The sequence below is a fragment of the Methanosarcina sp. MTP4 genome (assembly GCF_000970045.1).
In the GTDB taxonomy this organism is placed as follows: domain Archaea; phylum Halobacteriota; class Methanosarcinia; order Methanosarcinales; family Methanosarcinaceae; genus MTP4.
This window is the reverse complement of record NZ_CP009505.1, coordinates 3,174,837-3,193,119: the sequence shown is the minus strand read 5'-3', so window position 1 is coordinate 3,193,119 and position 18,283 is coordinate 3,174,837. Positions and strand designations below refer to the sequence as shown.

Below are 18,283 nucleotides of genomic sequence, written 5' to 3'. Positions count from 1 at the left end.
ATCTGCATATTTATATAACGATTTATATAATTTCAACGAATATTTAAGAACCATTTTCCTTTCGGACATATAGTTTGGGTATATAAAAAACAAGATGTGGTAGAATATGGTCATTGGAAAAAAAAATTTGGTTCATACACTGGAGAGTATGGACTTTTTAAATATGGATAGGCGTACCTTTCTAAAAGCCGTGGGCGCAGTCGGTGCAACGGCATTTCTCGGTACGTACAAAACGGAGATTGTAAGTGCTCTTGAATTTGCAGAGACAAAGCTTGTCTGGTTGCATGGGGCGGAATGCACAGGTTGTTCCGAATCCATCTTAAACGGTGGCAACCCGGACATTGTCCAGGCGATTACCAAGCTTAACGTTAATCTCGCTTACCACGAGACCCTCCTTGCTCAGCAGGGACTTTTCGTGGATGGGAAGCCTGCAAACAGCTCAGAGCTGAACTCCGAAATCCTCGTTGATGAACTGATCGAAGAAGGCAACTACATCCTGATCGTTGAAGGCGCAATCGCAAACGGACCACATGGTTCCGGCCGCTACTGCGTGATTGGGAACAGGCCCTTCAAGGAACTCTTTTCCAAAGCGGCAAAGAACGCTAACGCTATTCTTGCAGTGGGCACCTGTGCAGCATACGGAGGAATAAACTCCGCAGACAGTGCCGTTTCCGAGCTTACCGATTACAGGGGAGTGCAGTTCACAAAAGAAGACGGCTCCAAAGGCATGCTCCAGGAACTTGGCATCCGCAAGCCTGTGATCAATATCCCTGGCTGTCCTGCGCACCCTGACTGGATCCTCCTGACCCTTGGGGCGGTAATCCTTGGAAAGCTCAGGATTCCCGACGACCTCAATTCCGCTCTGGACAGGTTTGGAAGACCCAAAGTATTCTTCCCCCCCGGGCACACGGTGCATGAAAACTGTCCCCGGCGCGGCTACTACGACCGCGGGGAATTCGATACGGAAATCGGAGGGGAAAAGTGCCTCTGGAAGTTAGGCTGCAAAGCTCCTTACACCCACTCGGACTGTGCCCTGCGCCGCTGGAACGGTTCCGTAAGCATGTGCACCCAGGCAGGTTCCCCCTGCATTGCCTGTGTGGAGCCCGGGTTCCCGGATTCTGCAAGACCCCTGTATGTTGAAGCTGAGGACAAGGGCGTGTTCCTCGGGGCAAATATCGATACCGTCTCTAAAGCCGCAGTCGGTGCATCCGTGCTTGCCGCAGGTGTACATGCAGTGCGCAGAATGAAAGGAGATGATTAAAAATGGTAAACGTAACAGTCGATCCCCTTACCAGGATTGAAGGCCACCTCCGCCTGTCCACCGAGGTTAATGCAGAAGGTGTAATCACCGATGCTCAGAGTTCCTGCCTGATGTTCAGGGGCTTTGAACGCATGCTTCAGAACCAGGATCCCAGAGACGCTGCTCTCCTTACCCAGAGGATCTGCGGGGTCTGTCCTACTTCTCACTCTCTAGCAGCAGCAAATGCTCTTGACCAGCTCTTCGGGGTTGCTGACAGTGTGCCCAAGGATGCTCTTGTGGCAAGGAACATCAACCAGGCGTTAAACACCCTTGCAAGCCACGCAACCCATGTCTATGTGCTCTGGGGCCCTGACCTTGCAAACCCCTCTTACCGCAATGTCCTTACCCCTCTTGGAGAAACCGGAAGTGCTGTCTGGAAGGAACTTGTGGGCAGGTTTGCCCCTATCAGCTACAGGATTGATGGGAATGCCATTCCGCCAGGCAGCTCCTACCTTGCAGCAATCCCTGAAAAGAAACGCCTTCAGGAAGCCATCGCAGTCATCGGTGGAAAGATGCCTCACCAGGTCACTTCCTACCCGGGTGGGTACACCTACAAGCCAAACATCGCAGACATCGGCAAACTTTCCTCTTATTACCTTCAGGTGATGGACTTTGTTTCCAGCTACACCTTAAGAGTTCCCTTCGAGACCTGGATTGAAAATACCTATAAGGCAAGCTCTCCCCAGAAGGCCGTGAACTTCGTGCTCGAGCACCTCCAGGGGCTCGTGGACAGCACCGTCACTTCCAACAACTTCAGCAGGGAAGCCGGCTGGGGTGACACGGAATTCTACGCCGCATTCGGTTCCGAACTTGTGGGCGAAACCCTCCTCGGGCTTCCGGCCAGCCTGAAACACGACCGTACCGGCGGATATAGCGATCCCTCAAAGATCAACTTCCTGGCTTTCGGCGCTTTCTACAAGACTGAAAACGGGGACGGGTACGATCCGAACAGCCCGGCAGGCGACCGTTTCCAGACCTCGGGTATCGTGACCGGAAACCTCGAATACAAAAACTTCGATGCCAGCAAGATCACCGAAGGCGTTTCACACGCTTTCTATGAAGATACCGGGGAACTTCACCCCTCGAAGGGTGAGACAAACCCAATAGGCGATCCTGCAGAAATCCGCTATGACCGCGGCTCCGAGAGTAGGTATACCTGGGGCAAGGCCCCGAGATATGAAGGCATACCCTGTGAAGTCGGTCCCCTTTCCCGCCTGCTCGCTATGAAAGAGCCCCTGGTGACCGGACTGGCCCAGGCCTTCAAGGATAACGGATACTCTCCGGCAAACACCTACACCAGGATGGTGGCCCGCATCCAGGAGATTGCCATTATCGCAAATGAGCTCCTTAAGTGGGTAACTGTTGACTATGACCCGAACGGCAAGATTTCCGTGCACACTGACCTTTCCATGGCGAAGGACTCCGAAGGCATGGGACTCTGGGAAGCTCCCCGCGGAGCTCTCGGGCACTGGGTCTCCACAGACAGCAACTCAAAGGTTGTCCGCTATCAGCCCGTGGTTCCGAGTACCTGGAACATGTCCCCGAGGGACGGTGCAGGTGTCCCGGGTCCGCTTGAGCAGGCCCTGATCGGGTCAAAGATCAATGCGGCGGAAAACGCACTCGGTATCGATTATTCTAACCCTGTTAACATCCTGCATATCGGCAGGTCCTATGACCCGTGCGTTGCCTGTGCGGTTCACACCATTGACCTTACCGGGAAAAACGCTCCTAAAACCTTAAGACTCGTATAAGGAGATGATCTTTCATGAGAGGCAAAAACAACCCTATGGTTGTTGAGCGCTACACGGTACTCGACAGGGTGGCTCACACCACCCATGCTTTTGCAATGGTAGTGCTTATCCTGACAGGGTTAAAAATCTATATGGGCTGGGACTTCATGAGCTTCCACAACGCCAGAGCTCTTCATATGATCATGGTTCCGGTTCTCCTTGCGGTGAACTGGATTCTGATCCCTTACAACATCTTCTCTGCAAGTGAGGGCGGAGTTCAGGCAAAAATGGAACATTTCATGGACACGTATATCTTCAGCCTTGAAGATGCAATGCGCCTGAAAGCAATAATGTTAAATTTCTTCGGGAAGGGTGACTACCCGGCATTTACCATCTATGATGAGGTCGAGGGGCACTACAAGACAAAGCTTCACCCCTTGATGAAGATCCTTATCGTGCTGGAAGGTACTGCTATCCTGGTCATTGCAGTTTCGGGAATTGTCCTGTACAAGCTTGACTGGGTTCTTTTCGGGCTTCCCGTGGGCTCCTGGATCCTTTCGGCAGGGGACCTGATGGCACCTTTCTTAGGTATGTCTTCCCTGCAGTTAATGAGGGCGATTCACCTGCTCATGACCTACTGGTTCGTCTTTGAACTGGTGGTGCACATCGGGATCCTGGAATTCGACCCCCATGTCTGGAAGTACTACAGGGCAATTTTCTGGTCAGGAAAGGAAAACCTTGCAGATAGGCACTTCGTTGATATCGTGGGCCATGAACCGAGGAACAACGTGCCTGACAGAGAGCTTGTCTGGCACGATTCATCCGAAAAAGTCCTGGATGCCGCAAAAGAGTAGATTCAAGAGTGAGGTTTATAGCCGTATCCCGCTAATATAGGCATATCCCTCTCGAAAAAATAAAACGTCCTGAATTGACCTGTGTTGACCAGAATACCTATGTTGACGTGAGAATATGTCTATATTAAATGCTCCGGTCCGAATCCTGGGCTGCGGAAGCCCTTTCATGGGAGATGACGCCGTCGGCCTGAAGGTTGTTGAAGCCCTTAAAAAAACGGAACTTGAAGGGCTTGACGGCCTTGAAGTAGAAGACGCTGGCGTTTGCGGCCTGGACCTTTTAAGCCTGCTGGATGGCGCCCGGAAAGTCATAATTGTTGACGCGATCCTGACCGGCGCCCGGGCAGGTACCATTCACCGGCTTTCCGGCTTGGACCTGATAGCAGGCACTGCACCCCACGACATCATTTCGGTACACGACATGACCATATCCGATGTCCTGAAGATAGGGGAACAGGTGCAGGAACTTCCGGAAATCGTGGTCTTCGGCATAGAAATAGGAAAACAGGCTACGGAAATTACAATGGAAATGAGCCCTGATGTGCTTGAAGCCGTAAACGAGGCAGTCCGGTTGATCAGGGAAGAAGTTTCTGATCAGTTTTGATCCTGATCAGTTTTGATCCGGAACTGCTTTTTTCCTTCTTTTTCTTTTTTCCAGAATTAATCTTTTCTTTTCCTTGACGTGAGAGCGGCCTTCCGCATGTAAGGGTAATAGCATTTTGGCATCCACTTGCAAATAATGGCTTTCTGGAAAGGTCTGGCATGGTGCTGTTTTTTGAATAGATCAGCTCCTTATGGAGGGGAAAACCCCTGCTAAAGATAGGTGACATTTTCTTCTTTTGCTCGAACGATATTCTTTTTTTAGGTAAGCTATTTATCGATTGGTTTATGATATTAATTATATTCAGGACTTTCTTATGTAATAATATTCTACTCTGGTGGAGGTGTTGTATGGGTAGAGGAATCTCTCCTGACCGATTCAAGAATCTTGATTTTATGAAGATGGGGCGACGAACGTTCCTGAAAGCCTTAGGGGCTCTGGGAGCGTCTCTGTTTTTGCAAACTTATCGAAGCGATATTGTTAAAGCCCTGGAATTCGCGGAAACCAGGATTGTCTGGATCCACGGTGGGGAGTGTACGGGTTGTTCCGAGTCCCTGTTAAATGGAGGTGAGCCTGATGTTTTGCAGGCTTTTGACCGCCTGAACATCCGACTTGAATATCACGAGCTCCTGCTCGGGCAGCAGGGGATTTACGTGGACGGGGAGATGGCAAATACTTCCGAACTTAATTCTGAAATTCTTTTTGAAGAAGTTATTGAAGAGGAAGGTTATATCCTGGTTGTGGAAGGGGCTATTGCCAATGGCCCGAAAGGCACGGGCAAGTACATGATTCTGGGGGGCAAGACCTATAAGGATATTTTCCGGGAGGCTGCTGAAAATGCTTCTTTAATCGTGGCAGTAGGGCAGTGTGCAACGAACGGGGGGGTTAACTCGGCGGACAGTGAGATCAAGGACCTTATGGACTTCCGCGGGGTTGCTTTTACCATGGAAGACGGGGAGAAAGGAATGCTGCAGGAACTGGGAATCGAAAAGCCCGTTATTAATATCAACGGTTGTCCTCCTCACCCGGACTGGATGCTCCTGACCCTGGGAGCGGTGGTGCTGGGGAAGATCAAAGTTCCCGACGACCTCCCTGAGGTTCTGGATGAATGGCTGCGTCCGAAAGTCTTTTTCCCTCCTGATTATGTCATCCACGATAACTGCCCTAGAAGGGGGTTCTACGACAAAGGAGAGTTTGATACCGTCGTAGGCGGGGAGAAATGTCTCTGGAAACTCGGGTGCAAGGCTCCATATACCCATGCGGACTGTGCCATACGCCGCTGGAATGGCTACCACAGCCTCTGCCCTCAGTCAGGGTCCCCGTGTATCTCCTGTGTATCTCCGGGTTTCCCTGATAGTTCACGCCCCTTTTTCCAGGAAATTGAGGACGTGGGGATTGCAGGCACAAATATTGATACCGTTGCGAAAGTGGCTATCGGGGCTTCCATGCTTGCGGTAGGAGCCCATGCTATCCGGAGAGTCGCCGTGACTGAAGGAAAAGAGACCGAGGAAGCTCCAGGTAAAGAGCCGGAGCAAGCGCCGGGCAAAGAACCGGAGGAAGTTCCAGGTAGAAAAGCGGGCAAAGATGAAGGAGAGGATCAGTAAATGGTCAAAGTTACGGTTGATCAGCTTACCCGGATTGAAGGGCATTACAGGATCGACACCCAGGTCAACGAGGAAGGGGTGATTACGGAAGCCCAGAGCATGGGGCTTATGCTCAGGGGGTTTGAACGTTTCCTCCAGCACCAGGACCCCCGGGATGCTGCCCTTCTTACCCAGAGGATCTGCGGGGTCTGCCCGACTTCCCACTCCCTTGCAGCGACAAATGCCCTTGACCAGCTCTTCGGAGTGGAGGACGCCGTTCCCAAGGATGCCCTTGTGGTACGCAATATCCACCAGGGCTTGAACACGATTGCCAGCAACACGACTCACATCTACGTGCTCTGGGGAACAGACCTTGCAAATCCGGCCTACAGGGATTTGTTTGGAAACTTTGGGGATACGGGTAAAGCCGTCTGGGACGAGCTGCTTCGGAGGTTTGCCCCGATTAGCTACAGGCTAAATGGCGTTGATATCCCTGTCGGGGTCAGTTATGCGGCTGCTATCCGGGAAAAGCGGCGGCTGCACGAAGCTATCTCTCTTCTCGGGGCAAAGATGCCCCATTCTGTCCTGGCGCATGTGGGGGGAGTGACCTACGGGCCCACCCTTGCGGACATCGGACAGCTTGCCTCTTACTACTGGCAGGTAATGGATTTTGTTGAGAATTTTGCCCTGGGCGTTTCCCCCGAGACCTGGATCGAAAACACCAGGTTTGCGAGTTCCCCCCAAAAAGCCGTAAACTTTGTGGTTGAGCGCCTGCAAGAACTTACTGCCGCCTCCCTGGTCTCGAAAGACTTTTCCCATGCCGCAGGCTGGGGGGACGTGCCTCTTCTTGCTGCTTTCGGCTCCGAACTGATAGGGGAGGAAGTTCTGGGGCTACCCGCAAGCATGAAACTTGACCGGACAGGGGGCTACAGCAACCCTGATACGATTGGCTATCTCTCCTACGGGGTTTTCTTCAAGCCCGAGGACGGGGACGGCTATGACCCTACCAGCCCTCCGGGTTCCAGGGTCATTTCTTCAGGTTACATGGACGGGAACCTCAAGCTGCATAAGTTCGACCACAGGAAAATTTCCGAAAGCATAGCCCATTCCTTTTATGTTGACTCCGAAGCCGACAGGTTCCCCTGGGAAGGAGTCACCGAACCTGAGCCCGAACCTGATGAAATTGATTACTCCAGGGGTACGGAAAGTCGCTATTCCTGGATAAAAGCACCTAATTACGATGGGATGCCCTGTGAACTCGGGCCCCTTTCCCGCATGCTCATCATGGAAGACCCGCTCATCATCGGACTTGCGCAGCTGTTCAGGGAAAACGGCTACCCTGCTATCAACACCTATATCCGTATGCTTGCCCGGGCACAGGAGCTCCTGGTTGTTGCATCCGAACTCCTTAAATGGGTGACCGTAGACCTTGACCCCGGCGGTAAGTTTGCCGTGCCCACCGACCTGTCTATGGCAAAGGACTCCGAAGGCATGGGGCTCTGGGAAGCGCCCAGGGGTGCCCTGGGCCACTGGGTTGCAACCGGCCCGGACTCCAGGGTAACGCTCTACCAGGCTGTGGTTCCGAGTACCTGGAACCTGGCCCCGCGCAACACTGCAGGCGTCCCCGGTCCCGTGGAACAGGCCCTCCTGGGGAACAGGATTTCGGCCGCCGAAAACGCCCTGGGTGTGGATTATACCAACCCTGTCGGCATTTTCCATACGGCTCGTTCCTTTGATCCCTGCCTCGCCTGTGCCATCCATACCATTGACCTTACCGGAAAGGAGAAAGAGAGGGTCAGGGTGATCTGACCGGGGAGGTCGAAATATGGTGGGGAGAAATATGGACGAAAAATCCGTTAGTGCTGGAAATTCCGGTAGTTCCGGAAATCCCGATCCCGGAAGTCCCGGGGAAAGCCTGGTTGTAGAACGTTATACGCGGATGGAACGGGTCACACACCTGATTCACCTGCTTTCCATGCTGGTCCTCGTTGTTACCGGGCTTAAGATTTATCTAGGCTGGGACTTCATGGATTTCGATAAAGCCCGCGGGCTGCATATGATTGCAGTTCCTTTCTTCCTGGCAGCGAACTGGATCCTTGTTCCTTACAATGTTTTTTCGTGCAGGGGAGAGGTCTGCGCCCTGAACGACAGGTTGAGCCATTTTATCGAAAGTTACATCTTCGGGCCCGAGGATGCCGAACGCCTGAAAGGCATCATACTCAATTTTTTCGGCAAAGGGGAGTATCCGGCATTTACGGTTTATGATGCTCAGGAGGAACATTACGTTACGAAACTTCACCCGCTGCTCAAGCTCCTGATCCTCTTCGAAAGCTCTGCAATTCTTCTAATCGCCGCCACGGGAATCGTTCTCTACAACCTTAACTGGTCCCTCCTCGGGCTTCCTATAGCTCAGTGGATCATCTCGATTGCCGGGATCTTTGCCCCTTACCTGGACGTTTCGGCTCTGGGCCTGATCCGTATCGGGCACCTGGTCGCAACCTACTGGTTCCTGTTTGAATTCGTGATCCATGTGGGAATCCTTGAACTCGATCCCAAAGTCTGGAAGTACTATAAGTCAATCTTCTGGTCAGGGAAAGAGGACCTTTCGGACAGGAATTTTGTTGAAGTGATCAATAAGAAGTGAGAGTTCAACGAGAAATAAGAGCTCAACGAGAAATAAGAACTCAACGAGAAATAAGAACTCAACGAGAAATAAAGGGCTCAACGATAAATCAGAGTTCAACGATAAATCAGAGTTCAACGAGAAATAAGGATGAATTAATTACTGCATGATACTCAGATGTTGCATATAATTTGTTATAAGTTGTATGTCGGGAGCTGGCAAAGAGCCTATCCGGATTAAGCCCGGCAGTCTCCTGCTAATTCTCTTTTTGCTTTCCCTGTTCCATAAAAATGTTCGAAAATTAACTAAATTTATTGCATTTTTAATATTTTTTCCCATAGAATTAATTGGAAATGTATGAAAATTTCCAAACGGTTATATACTTCTCACCACGTAATTATATATGGGTATATAGATGTATGAACTGGCAGGGTTTCGTACCAAAATCGGCCAGATCATCCTCAACCTGTTGATTCTTCTTTTGCTGGTGGCACTCGGTCTGAAAGTGGTTGAGGTTGCTCTCAAATGTTTAGTGTTTCATCACCCTTTCTAAAAAACGAGGGTGTTCTTTTTTATCCTGAGTATTTCCCTACCGAAATCCTTATTGTAAGCCCGGGCTATTGGCAGAAGTATGGAAATGCAAAAGGAAATCCAGGTCATCTGCGGGACAGTGCAGATCCCTTCCCTTCGGGAATTCCTGAAAACAATGAACACCGTCTCCTCTGCCCATGGGGTTATCATCCAGGGCCTGAATGCGGAATTGCTTGCAGGGGAGAGGCATCTTCATTTTGCGGTCGGAAAGGCTCTTCGGGCAGTGGCTGCGGGAACTAATGTGGCAAAGGACCCGGGAGTCGAGATCATGCGTTATGCAGCCGGGGAAAGGCAGATCGAAAAGAGTTTTGCAATTGGGCTGCATGAAGGAAAAAACAGAGCTGCATTCGTGCTGCTCGGGAAAAGGGAAAACTTGCTTTTGGCTTTTTCTGAAATTCAGAAGATAATCGATGAAAAGCCGTGTTCCGAAATGCTCGCCTACTCCGATGCCAAAAGGGAAGGGGTCCTTGCCCTGTTCGGGATTACGGACGCGGAAATCGAAGCCGCCGGGGAAGATAAAATCCCTGAGCTTGTGCTTGAAAGGGTGGCCCTGGCAGACCTGTTGAAATGAATTCTTAAGCGGATTTTTTCCCTTGCTTATTTTTCCCTTTCTATTTTACCCGGTTTTATTCTGTGAGGGCTTTTATTCCCGGGGTTTTCCCGGCGTTGGATTTTACACTCTTTTTCTCGAACCAGTCCATCACTGCAAAAGCCAGGGCCCTGGAGCCTTCAAGGAATTCCTCCTGTCCGAGCATCTCCTCTTCAGTCCGGATGTATTTTCCTTCCACGATCTCGTGTCCTGAATCTTCGATCAGGTTTTTTATCCACTGCTCGTCAGCTTCCGGATGGAACTGCAGGCCAAGCACATTCCCACTGTAGATGAAGCCCTGGTTCGGGCAGGCCTCGCTTTCGAAGAGCCTGGCTGCTCCTGCCGGGATTTCAAAAGTATCTCCATGCCACATGAAGGCGGTAAATTTCGGGGGCATGTCTGCAGGAAGCTCTGAAATAGGAGGGCAGTCTTCAGTAAAATGTTCATTTCCTTTTTCGTTCACAGTGGATCTGACCCTGTGCCAGCCGATTTCCTTGAACCGGTTTCTACTGACTTTCCCGCCCAGGACTTCCGCAAGCATCTGAGCGCCGAAACAGCTCCCCAGTATGGGTTTGCCTGCTTCGATTGTTTTCCTGACAAAATCCTTTTCTGGCCTTAACCAGGGATGTTCTTCTTCCTGGTAAACACTCATGGTGCCGCCCATTATCAGAAGCAGGTCGATATCTCCGGGGTCCGGGAATGTGTGCCCTTCTTCGTAAAGCAGGGTTTTAGTGAGCTCATGGTTTTTTTCTTCTATCCAGGTTGTAATGTTTCCAAGTGTCTCGGTTTCAATGTGCTGGAGGCAGTGAATTTTCATCGTTTTTCCACCTTGGGGATGAATTGAGTGGGAATGAATTGTATGAGAATGAATTGTATGAGAATGAATTGTATGGGAATGAATTGTATGGGAATGAATTGTATGGGAATGAATTGGTGGGTGGGTTGTTTCCCAAAGATTAATTAATATATTTATAAATTTTTCTTTGCTGTTTCAGTTTGTTCTATGTTTTCTTTCCGGGCAACAGATTCATTAATATACTATCGTGTCAACAGATCACATAAAAAGGCAAAGAACATCCGTATAAAAAGAGTTTTTGATCACCAAAAATTAATTCTACTTTAGAATACGAATTTATTAGCAGGAAGCAGGAAAATAGAGACGATTATCATGCCTCATCCGAAAACTGTAGAAGAAATGATTGAGTGTGCTGGCCCTATTGAGTGTGAGTTACTGCCGAGGCTCGTCCAGGTGACGGAAGCCGCTGCCATTGCCGCAGCCTACCAGATGGGGCGCGGAGACAAGCATTTTGCCGACCAGGTGGCGGTCGCATCCATGCGGAGGATGCTGAACAAGCTTGACATGAAGGGCATGATCAAGATAGGGGAAGGAGAAAGGGACGAAGCCCCCATGCTCTACATAGGGGAAGAATTGGGGACAGGCAAGGGAAATCTCGAAGTGGACATTGCCGTCGACCCCCTGGAAGGGACTAACCTTACTGCGGACGGGGCTCCGGGTTCCGTTGCTGTCATGGCAATGGCAGAAAGGGGCGGGATTTTCCATGGCCCGGATATCTACATAGACAAAATCGTTGTAGGGCCTGATGTGGTAAATTATGAAAAAGAGCATCCCGGTGAAAATATCGATCTGGACGCCCCTGTCAGCCACAACCTTGAGATCGTTGCAAAAGCTCTCGGGAGGAGCATCGACGAGCTCGTGGTCGTAATCCTTGACCGTCCCCGGCACGCCCAGAAGATCACGGAGCTCCGGGAAGCCGGAGCCAGGGTGAAGCTTGTTTCGGACGGAGACCTGATGCCCGGGGTTGCAACCGCAGTCCGCGGCTCGGGTATCCACGTTGTCATGGGCGCAGGCGGCTCGGGTGAAGCCGTGCTCACGGCAGCCGCAATCAAGGTCCTGGGCGGAAAGATCCTTGGAAGGCTTGTCCTGCCCACGGTTGCAAACGGCAAAGCCAAAGAAAAGATCGATGAGGAAATTGAAGAAAAGCTCCCAAGGCTTGAGAAGATGGGCATAACCCTCGAAAGCCTTAACGAAATCCTGGACACGGATAAGCTGGTCCCTGGCAAAGACGTTATCTTTTCCGCAACAGCCGTCACTCCCGGCCACTTCCTGCGTGAAGTCAACCTCTTCGGCGGCGGGGATGCCAGGGTGCACACGATTTCCATGGGCGCTTCCGGAGTTGTCAAGTTCACCGACAGTATCTACATAAAGGACAAGCAGGAGACTCCGCTCTACCTGTAATTCCTTTTTTTTCATTTTTCCTATTTTCAATTTTCCGATCTTGTTTTTACTTGTTATTCAAAGGAATTCATCTGCGTTTTCCCATTTTTTTCCCGTTTTTTCTCAATTTTCGCTCCACTTTTACTTTGCTTTCAATTCTTGGATTTTCTAAAGAATCCGAAAAAAGGTTAATAATCTGGCAAAAGGTTAATAACCAGAAAAACGAAGGCAGAACAAAAAATTCCGAGTTAAAATATGAAGGTATTTCTTGAAAGTTTTGGCTGTTCTGCAAGCCTGGCTTCGGCCGAGATCATGAAGGCAACTGTGGAGAGGCTTGGGCATGAGCTGCTGGAGTCAGGGTCGGCTGATGAGGCAGAGGTCTATATCTGCAATTCCTGTACGGTCAAGTACACCACCGAGCAGAAGATCCTCTATAAAATCAGGACCATGGGCGAGCAGGGCATGGAAGTCATCGTTTCCGGCTGCATGCCCGAGGTCCAGTTAGAAGACATTCTGCACGTCAACCCCGAGGCCCACATCCTGGGGATAAACGCGGTTTCCCGCCTTGGCGACCTGCTCTCTACCCTTGAATCAAGGAAAAAGACAGGAATCCCGGCAGAGAGGCTTGAAATCAGGACCCCCGATCCTGTCGGCTTTTTGAGCGTTCCCCACAAACGTTCCAACCCGAACATACACATCTGCCAGATCTCCCAGGGCTGTAATTTTGCCTGTTCTTACTGCATAGTCCGGCATGCCCGGGGAAAGCTCCGGTCCTTCCCGCCGGAAGCCATAGTCGAAGATATCCGCGCAGCCGTTGCCGAAGGCTGCCGGGAAGTCTGGCTCACCTCCCAGGACGACAGCCAGTACGGCATGGACACCGGGTTCAAGCTTCCCGAACTCCTCCGGTTGATCTCGGAAATCCCCGGCGACTTCAAGGTCAGGGTAGGCATGATGAACCCTTTTTCCGTCCTCCCGATCCTCGACGACCTGGTGGACGCCTTTGATTCCGACAAAATCTTCAAACTTCTCCACATCCCAATTCAGTCCGCTTCTCACTCCGTGCTCAAGCGCATGAACCGCCTGCACAGGATGGAAAACGTGGACATCATCATCACGAAATTCCGGGACCGTTTCGAAGACCTTTCCCTTTTCACCGACATCATCGTTGGTTTCTGTGACGAAAGTGACGAGGACTTCAAGGAAACCGTAACCTGGGTGGAAAAATACTGCCCCGAAAAAGTCAATATTTCCCGTTATTCCCCCCGCCCCCACACGAAAGCTTTCTCTTTCCGGAACCTTGATTCCAGGATTTCCGTGCAGCGTTCCCATACCCTTCACAAAGTCTGCGAGCAGATCAAGCTCGAGTCCAAAAAGGAAATGCTTGGCTGGAAAGGCAGGGTTTTTGTCTCGAAATACACGAGTATCGGGGACGTTCTCGCCCGCACGGACTCGTACAGGCCCGTGGTTATCAGCGGCTCGGACCTTAAACCCGGACAGTACGCTGAGGTGGAGATCACGGACGCGACCCCGGGGTATTTCCTGGGGAAACTGATCAGGTGAAGGTGCAAGCAGTCATTTTATTTCTTTTCACCTGTACCTTTTATCACCTGTACCTTTTGTTATCTGGCATTCTAAATTATTGAATTTCTTTTTTTCATGGGCTATACATTTATATGATACAATTTATATATTATTTGATAAATAATGCCATGTTACCTTTTTTGATAAATGGGTTTTTGTGCCCGTTCTTCCTTTGACTGAAAAATGACTCACTGTATGAGGCGGAAGACTTACGGCATGAGATCACTGAAAAAAGGATGAGGCAAAACTCGTGACATAAGGTAAATTGCTCACAGCATGGGGGGGTTTTTAGTGCTGGAAAATATTGGTATCAGTATCGGGCAATGTATACACATGTTGACACGGATAGCAGACAAAGCTCTCAATAAGTTCTGGAGGGATGCTTCTGCAAGAAAGCATCCGATAATCGACCTTCAGGGTAATTTGAGTTATTCGCTTTCGAACGAGGACGGCCTGTTGTACGTAAGAAACGATTTTACAGCTTCTCCTTACGATGAGTTTGAGTTCGTTTTCGGGAGCCTTTTCCTGCCTGACCCGGTCCAGGAACTCCTTTCCGAAGATAGCAGTAATGATAAAGTGCTGCTTTTGATGGTGTACGGAGAAAGCACCCAGAACCTTTTACTCTCCGAGCTTGATATGAGCACTGATTACATGCTCGATCTTCCCCATGGAGAGTATTCCTTTTTCGGACTCATTCTGGATGCAGGCACCGAAGACCTTCTGGATTCCACAATCTACGCTATAGGCCTCCCCTGCGAAGACGACCTGAATAACCCTGATCTAGAGAGTTCTTATATCGAAAACCCTGGCGACATCCTTGAATTCGTCGATCCAACCCCTATAGAAATTACAGGTGGGGGGCCTTACTACCTTAATTTGCTTATGCTGGACGCCGAGCAGATCCCGGACTGCCCCCTGCTACTCTCAGATTTTTTGCAGGAGGATTTCTTGCAGTCCCCTCTTTGACCCTCTCTTTTTCTCCTTTTTTTCCCTTTTCTTTTCCCCTTTTCCCTCTCTTTGAAAAGGAAAATAGCTATATAGTTACCAATTTTCAGTAATTCCGAATGCCGCTAAAAACCGAATACGAAAAAGTCGAAGCCTACACCACGAAAGACAACTCAATCATCCGCGAACTCATGCACCCTGCTGTCCACGGCAACTCAAAACAGAGTATCGCCGAAGCCACGGTGCCTGTCGGAGGGGAAACCCTGCTTCACAAACATACGGTGGCTGAAGAAATCTATCATATCACCGAAGGCAGCGGGATAATAACCCTCGGTTCGGAAGAATTCGAAGTCGAGGTAGGGGGCACAATCTGCATCCCGCTAGGGACCCCACACAGGATCAGGAATACATGTGAAAAGGAGCTGAAGATTCTCTGCTGCTGTGCGCCGGCTTATTCGCATGAGGATACGGAACTGCTGGGATCGTAATTTGTAAAGAATCCTTATTATATGGACTCACGTTGTGATTTCTGCATATGTTTTTCCAGAATTGCGTTTTTCGGCTGATTTCAATTGACATAATTACTTTTGTTTCTGATTGCTTTCAGGTACCAGCGTTCTCACCGGTCAGCTTGCTGACCGGCTTTTCCCGAATTTTAAATAGAAATAAAAGACGTTGACTTCATATAAACGCCATTTTCTAGTAATTTGAGCAAAATGCAGAACCTGGACATTTCGATGCTGTCAAAGTGTTTTATCCTATTTTGGAATGCCACTGATGATGTTTTTTCTTACTTCTTTTGTCTTTGCCTTTTTTATGGGAAATGCCGCTCGCAAGCGAGCGTGAAATAACGACGGGATAAGGCATTCCGGTTACCCTGTTTATTTATTAGAGGCATGAAGTGCATCTGGTTGCCATTTTTCTTGGTGTGCTTTTGCTGGCTGAATCCTGTTTTTTTCCATCAACAGCCTCGATGCCTCAGGCGGAACGAACATCGGCGCCAGCATGAGTACCGCAAACAGCCACCTGATCAATTCCGGGGATTCCGAAAGCGTCTGGATGATAATCCTGCTTACCGACGGCCAGGGTTCCTACAGCGATTACTATACCCAGCAGGCAATCGCCAACAACATCACCGTCTACACCATCGGCCTCGGCAGCGATGTGGCACCTCTCTGCTCACCACCATAGCCGAATCCACAGGCGGCCAGTATTTCCACAACTAGATCAGGAATTCCGGTGAAAAGGAGCTGAAAATTCTTTGCTGCTGTGCGCTGGCATATTCGCATGAGGATACGGAACTTCTGAGATGAGCCTGGGGATCTGTTCTCAAAAGGGAATGAAATGAACCCGGAAGCTCCTTTCTCGACAGCATTTGGCTGGCAGGGAGGAGTAGTTCGCGCATCTATCGGTTTGTAGGTAAAGTTTGTATTTGCAACTTTTCAATTATTTGGGAAGCTTGCCCGGTTTACTGGTCCAAACATTAGCTTATTTTTGTAACTTTATCAAACGAACGGTCATTAATATTGGCATTTCCGCATCATCATCTGCAACTTCAAAAAATTTATCAAGCACAAAACCCCTGTTAAATGCAAGGTTTAAGATCTTTTGCAATGACCTGTGGTAATAATTCTGTAAAAGCGGTTGTCCTCTTAAAGCTTCGCCCTTATGTAAGCACGGAGTAAGATATTTTCCTTCTGGATGCGTAAAACACGGGTGATGAGTAGAGAACACGAAAATGCCGTCATCGGATAACATATCATATACGGCTTTGAACAATGGCTCGATATCTGAAATGTCCATGATTGCCATATTGGATACCGCTTTGTTAAACGGCGTTTTTCTTTTCAACTTAAGAAGCTGGTTATAATCGGTAGCATCGCAAACACAAAACTCCACCTTATCCAAAACATCTGATCTGCGCTTTTTTGCGTGTTCAATCAATTTGGTGCTGTAATCAAACGCAACAACTATAGCTCCGTTTTTGGCAAGTCTTTGCGAAAAGTTGCCGTTTCCACAGGCAATATCTAAAACAAAATCTCCGTATTTAATATCCAGCAATTTTTCGGTATTTGGACGCACAAGATGACAATGAAAATAGTTGGAGTTATCGCCCATTTTGCTGTCCCAATAGTCAGCGTTTGCTTCCCATGCCTGTAAGCTTTCTTCGTTTGTGTTTTTCATTTGGCACCTCGAAAAAAATATAATTTCATGGGAGCTTAAATGACCGGCGTAAACTTCAAATATTCGCCTTATACGAATCTGATTCAGCTCTTCCTGATTAACCTCCTTACTGAAACCATCTAAGTTAATTCTTTCTATCTTTTGCGGGAAATGCCGCTCGCCAGCAAGGGGACAAAACGACGGGAGGCGGCTAGTAAGGTTGCCCTGTTTATTGCTGTGCTTTTGATGGCTGAACCCTGTTTTTTCCATTCACTTTTTGAACTTCGAAGGTGGCGCTTTTACTCGTGTATATGCGTCTTTGCCTTTTTTATGGGAAAGGCCGCTCGCAAGCGAGCGTGAAATAACGACTGGATAAGGCATTACGGTTGCCCTGTTCATCAGACCGATGGAATACAGAAGTTTTTCGGGCTTCCGGCTTCCACCTTTTTCTTTCACTCCTTCTCTTCATACCACTCGTCCCTTGCTTCTACAATCGCCCGCATATTCGCAAGTGGGGTCATAGGGGCTATTCCGCATCCAGGGGCGAGGATGTCCACGCCGTCCGAGAGGCACTGTTTTGCTTCCGCTTTCACATCGTCGGGGGTCCCGAAGAGGAGGGTGCTGGAGGGGGCGATGTTTCCGATTAACCTTGCCCGGTCTTCTATTGCGGCTTTTGCGGCTTTTATGCTGACTTTTTCTTCGATGCTGATGGCGTCGAAGCCGCATTCTGAGAGGGAATGGAGGGACCTTTCAACGTCTCCGCAGATGTGGAGGATTACAGGCCCCCGGGTTTCTTCGCAAAGGCGCGTGAAGCTGGGTTTCAAAAGGTCCAGGGACTTCGGTGGCATCAGGTCCGTGGCCACAAGCCCCCCGTCGGGTACGCAAAGTACGTCCGCCCCCTGCTCAAAAAGGGCATTTGCATACTCGATACAGATATCCGTGCAGACCTCCATGAACCGGGCAACGTAATCGGGTTTTTTCATGAACCATACAAGGTAATCGTTTATTCCCGCAATATGGGAAAACACGGTTGAAGGGCCTTCCATGCCTGCTATCAGGGGAACCTCTTCTTTTCCTGCTTCTCCTCCGGTCCGGGCTCTCAGAATTTCGGTTGCCTCCAGAAGGGCAGGGATTCTTCCCCTTTCGAGCAGGTCTTCGGGGACTTCAAGGCCTTCCGGGCTTTTCGAGAAGGGGTGGGAAAGGACTGAGGGCTGGATGCCTTTTGTGCCCATACGGATTTCGCAGCCCATGGCTTCGGCAAGCACGGTCAGGCAGTAGGGGTAGCGTACGGCTTCGAGCCCTGCGATCTCGTGGCCTGCAAGGGCAAGTGCTGCCATCTTTTCCGGGTCTGAATGGGCTTCAGGCCAGGAGGCTCCGGTCAGGTCCATCAGTTCGACGGTTCCGGTCTGGGTGACTGAGAGGGCGGGTACCCTGTCGACAGTTTTTCCCTGAAGGGCGTTGAGAAAGTTTTTCCTGAGATTCGTTTCCAT

Annotated in this window: 17 protein-coding genes; 13 read left to right on the top strand and 4 right to left on the bottom strand. The window is 49.8% G+C overall.

Translation table 11 applies throughout. The annotated features are described in order from the left end of the window. Positions 1–106: 106 nt before the first annotated feature. The 8 genes from MSMTP_RS13255 (at position 107) to cgi121 (ending at position 9,850) form a co-directional block, all read left to right on the top strand. Positions 107–1,261 carry a hydrogenase small subunit gene (locus tag MSMTP_RS13255; RefSeq protein WP_048180305.1) on the top strand — a complete coding sequence of 385 codons (1,155 nt, stop codon included), beginning with the start codon at positions 107–109 and terminating at the stop codon, positions 1,259–1,261. Between the two features lie 2 nt (positions 1,262–1,263). Continuing rightward, positions 1,264–3,051, top strand: coding sequence for a nickel-dependent hydrogenase large subunit (locus MSMTP_RS13250; RefSeq protein WP_048180301.1), 1,788 nt, complete (start codon positions 1,264–1,266; stop codon positions 3,049–3,051). Between the two features lie 14 nt (positions 3,052–3,065). After that, positions 3,066–3,884 carry a cytochrome b gene (locus MSMTP_RS13245; protein WP_048180298.1) on the top strand — a complete coding sequence of 273 codons (819 nt, stop codon included), beginning with the start codon at positions 3,066–3,068 and terminating at the stop codon, positions 3,882–3,884. A gap of 115 nt (positions 3,885–3,999) precedes the next feature. Then, positions 4,000–4,485 carry a hydrogenase maturation protease gene (locus MSMTP_RS13240; RefSeq protein ID WP_048180295.1) on the top strand — a complete coding sequence of 162 codons (486 nt, stop codon included), beginning with the start codon at positions 4,000–4,002 and terminating at the stop codon, positions 4,483–4,485. Between the two features lie 347 nt (positions 4,486–4,832). After that, positions 4,833–6,086: a hydrogenase small subunit gene (locus MSMTP_RS13230; RefSeq protein WP_048180289.1), complete on the top strand. Its 1,254-nt coding sequence runs from the start codon at positions 4,833–4,835 to the stop codon at positions 6,084–6,086. Further along, entirely contained in the window at positions 6,087–7,874 is a 1,788-nt protein-coding gene (locus MSMTP_RS13225; RefSeq protein ID WP_048180286.1) for a nickel-dependent hydrogenase large subunit, read from the top strand. A 16-nt stretch (positions 7,875–7,890) separates the two neighbouring features. After that, positions 7,891–8,709, top strand: a complete 819-nt coding sequence (locus tag MSMTP_RS13220; protein WP_369799600.1) for a cytochrome B — start codon at positions 7,891–7,893, stop codon at positions 8,707–8,709. Positions 8,710–9,325: 616 nt separating this feature from the next. Further along, positions 9,326–9,850 carry a KEOPS complex subunit Cgi121 gene (gene cgi121, locus MSMTP_RS13215; RefSeq protein WP_048183585.1) on the top strand — a complete coding sequence of 175 codons (525 nt, stop codon included), beginning with the start codon at positions 9,326–9,328 and terminating at the stop codon, positions 9,848–9,850. A 55-nt stretch (positions 9,851–9,905) separates the two neighbouring features. Here cgi121 and MSMTP_RS13210 read toward each other — a convergent pair whose 3' ends face one another. After that, positions 9,906–10,685 carry a type 1 glutamine amidotransferase gene (locus MSMTP_RS13210; protein ID WP_048180283.1) on the bottom strand — a complete coding sequence of 260 codons (780 nt, stop codon included), beginning with the start codon at positions 10,683–10,685 and terminating at the stop codon, positions 9,906–9,908. A gap of 351 nt (positions 10,686–11,036) precedes the next feature. Between MSMTP_RS13210 and glpX the strand changes: the two genes are divergently transcribed. The 5 genes from glpX to MSMTP_RS13185 all read left to right on the top strand — a co-directional run bounded on the left by glpX (position 11,037) and on the right by MSMTP_RS13185 (position 15,821). Beyond that, complete coding sequence (gene glpX / locus MSMTP_RS13205) at positions 11,037–12,125, top strand: class II fructose-bisphosphatase (protein WP_048180281.1); 1,089 nt, start codon at positions 11,037–11,039, stop codon at positions 12,123–12,125. A gap of 234 nt (positions 12,126–12,359) precedes the next feature. Next, positions 12,360–13,664: a tRNA (N(6)-L-threonylcarbamoyladenosine(37)-C(2))-methylthiotransferase gene (locus MSMTP_RS13200; RefSeq protein ID WP_048180278.1), complete on the top strand. Its 1,305-nt coding sequence runs from the start codon at positions 12,360–12,362 to the stop codon at positions 13,662–13,664. Between the two features lie 312 nt (positions 13,665–13,976). Further along, positions 13,977–14,651: a hypothetical protein gene (locus tag MSMTP_RS13195; RefSeq protein ID WP_231582781.1), complete on the top strand. Its 675-nt coding sequence runs from the start codon at positions 13,977–13,979 to the stop codon at positions 14,649–14,651. 98 nt (positions 14,652–14,749) lie between these two features. After that, positions 14,750–15,118 (top strand): cupin domain-containing protein, encoded by a 369-nt coding sequence (locus MSMTP_RS13190; protein WP_048180275.1) that lies wholly within the window; start codon positions 14,750–14,752, stop codon positions 15,116–15,118. A gap of 457 nt (positions 15,119–15,575) precedes the next feature. Continuing rightward, positions 15,576–15,821: a vWA domain-containing protein gene (locus MSMTP_RS13185; RefSeq protein ID WP_082090622.1), complete on the top strand. Its 246-nt coding sequence runs from the start codon at positions 15,576–15,578 to the stop codon at positions 15,819–15,821. Positions 15,822–16,118: 297 nt separating this feature from the next. Here the strand turns inward: MSMTP_RS13185 and MSMTP_RS13180 are convergent, their stop codons facing one another. From MSMTP_RS13180 to mtaA, 3 genes are read right to left on the bottom strand one after another with little or no spacing between them, the layout of a single operon-like run. Beyond that, on the bottom strand, positions 16,119–17,063 hold the full coding sequence (locus MSMTP_RS13180) for a class I SAM-dependent methyltransferase (RefSeq protein WP_197076087.1): 945 nt from the start codon (positions 17,061–17,063) through the stop codon (positions 16,119–16,121). Beyond that, a complete protein-coding gene (locus tag MSMTP_RS13175; RefSeq protein WP_048180269.1) occupies positions 17,064–17,249 on the bottom strand; it encodes a hypothetical protein in 186 nt (61 codons plus the stop codon). It abuts the gene before it with no gap. Further along, positions 17,246–18,283, bottom strand: coding sequence for a methylcobamide:CoM methyltransferase MtaA (gene mtaA, locus MSMTP_RS13170; RefSeq protein ID WP_048180267.1), 1,038 nt, complete (start codon positions 18,281–18,283; stop codon positions 17,246–17,248). The genes MSMTP_RS13175 and mtaA overlap by 4 nt, the downstream gene beginning before the upstream one ends.

Coding starts and splice junctions, on each gene's coding strand:
- MSMTP_RS13255 (WP_048180305.1), top strand. CDS start 107: ATGGTCATTGGAAAAAAAAATTTGGTTCATACACTGGAGAGTATGGAC.
- MSMTP_RS13250 (WP_048180301.1), top strand. CDS start 1,264: ATGGTAAACGTAACAGTCGATCCCCTTACCAGGATTGAAGGCCACCTC.
- MSMTP_RS13245 (WP_048180298.1), top strand. CDS start 3,066: ATGAGAGGCAAAAACAACCCTATGGTTGTTGAGCGCTACACGGTACTC.
- MSMTP_RS13240 (WP_048180295.1), top strand. CDS start 4,000: ATGTCTATATTAAATGCTCCGGTCCGAATCCTGGGCTGCGGAAGCCCT.
- MSMTP_RS13230 (WP_048180289.1), top strand. CDS start 4,833: ATGGGTAGAGGAATCTCTCCTGACCGATTCAAGAATCTTGATTTTATG.
- MSMTP_RS13225 (WP_048180286.1), top strand. CDS start 6,087: ATGGTCAAAGTTACGGTTGATCAGCTTACCCGGATTGAAGGGCATTAC.
- MSMTP_RS13220 (WP_369799600.1), top strand. CDS start 7,891: ATGGTGGGGAGAAATATGGACGAAAAATCCGTTAGTGCTGGAAATTCC.
- cgi121 (WP_048183585.1), top strand. CDS start 9,326: ATGCAAAAGGAAATCCAGGTCATCTGCGGGACAGTGCAGATCCCTTCC.
- MSMTP_RS13210 (WP_048180283.1), bottom strand. CDS start 10,685: ATGAAAATTCACTGCCTCCAGCACATTGAAACCGAGACACTTGGAAAC.
- glpX (WP_048180281.1), top strand. CDS start 11,037: ATGCCTCATCCGAAAACTGTAGAAGAAATGATTGAGTGTGCTGGCCCT.
- MSMTP_RS13200 (WP_048180278.1), top strand. CDS start 12,360: ATGAAGGTATTTCTTGAAAGTTTTGGCTGTTCTGCAAGCCTGGCTTCG.
- MSMTP_RS13190 (WP_048180275.1), top strand. CDS start 14,750: ATGCCGCTAAAAACCGAATACGAAAAAGTCGAAGCCTACACCACGAAA.
- MSMTP_RS13180 (WP_197076087.1), bottom strand. CDS start 17,063: ATGGAAAAAACAGGGTTCAGCCATCAAAAGCACAGCAATAAACAGGGC.
- mtaA (WP_048180267.1), bottom strand. CDS start 18,283: ATGGAAACGAATCTCAGGAAAAACTTTCTCAACGCCCTTCAGGGAAAA.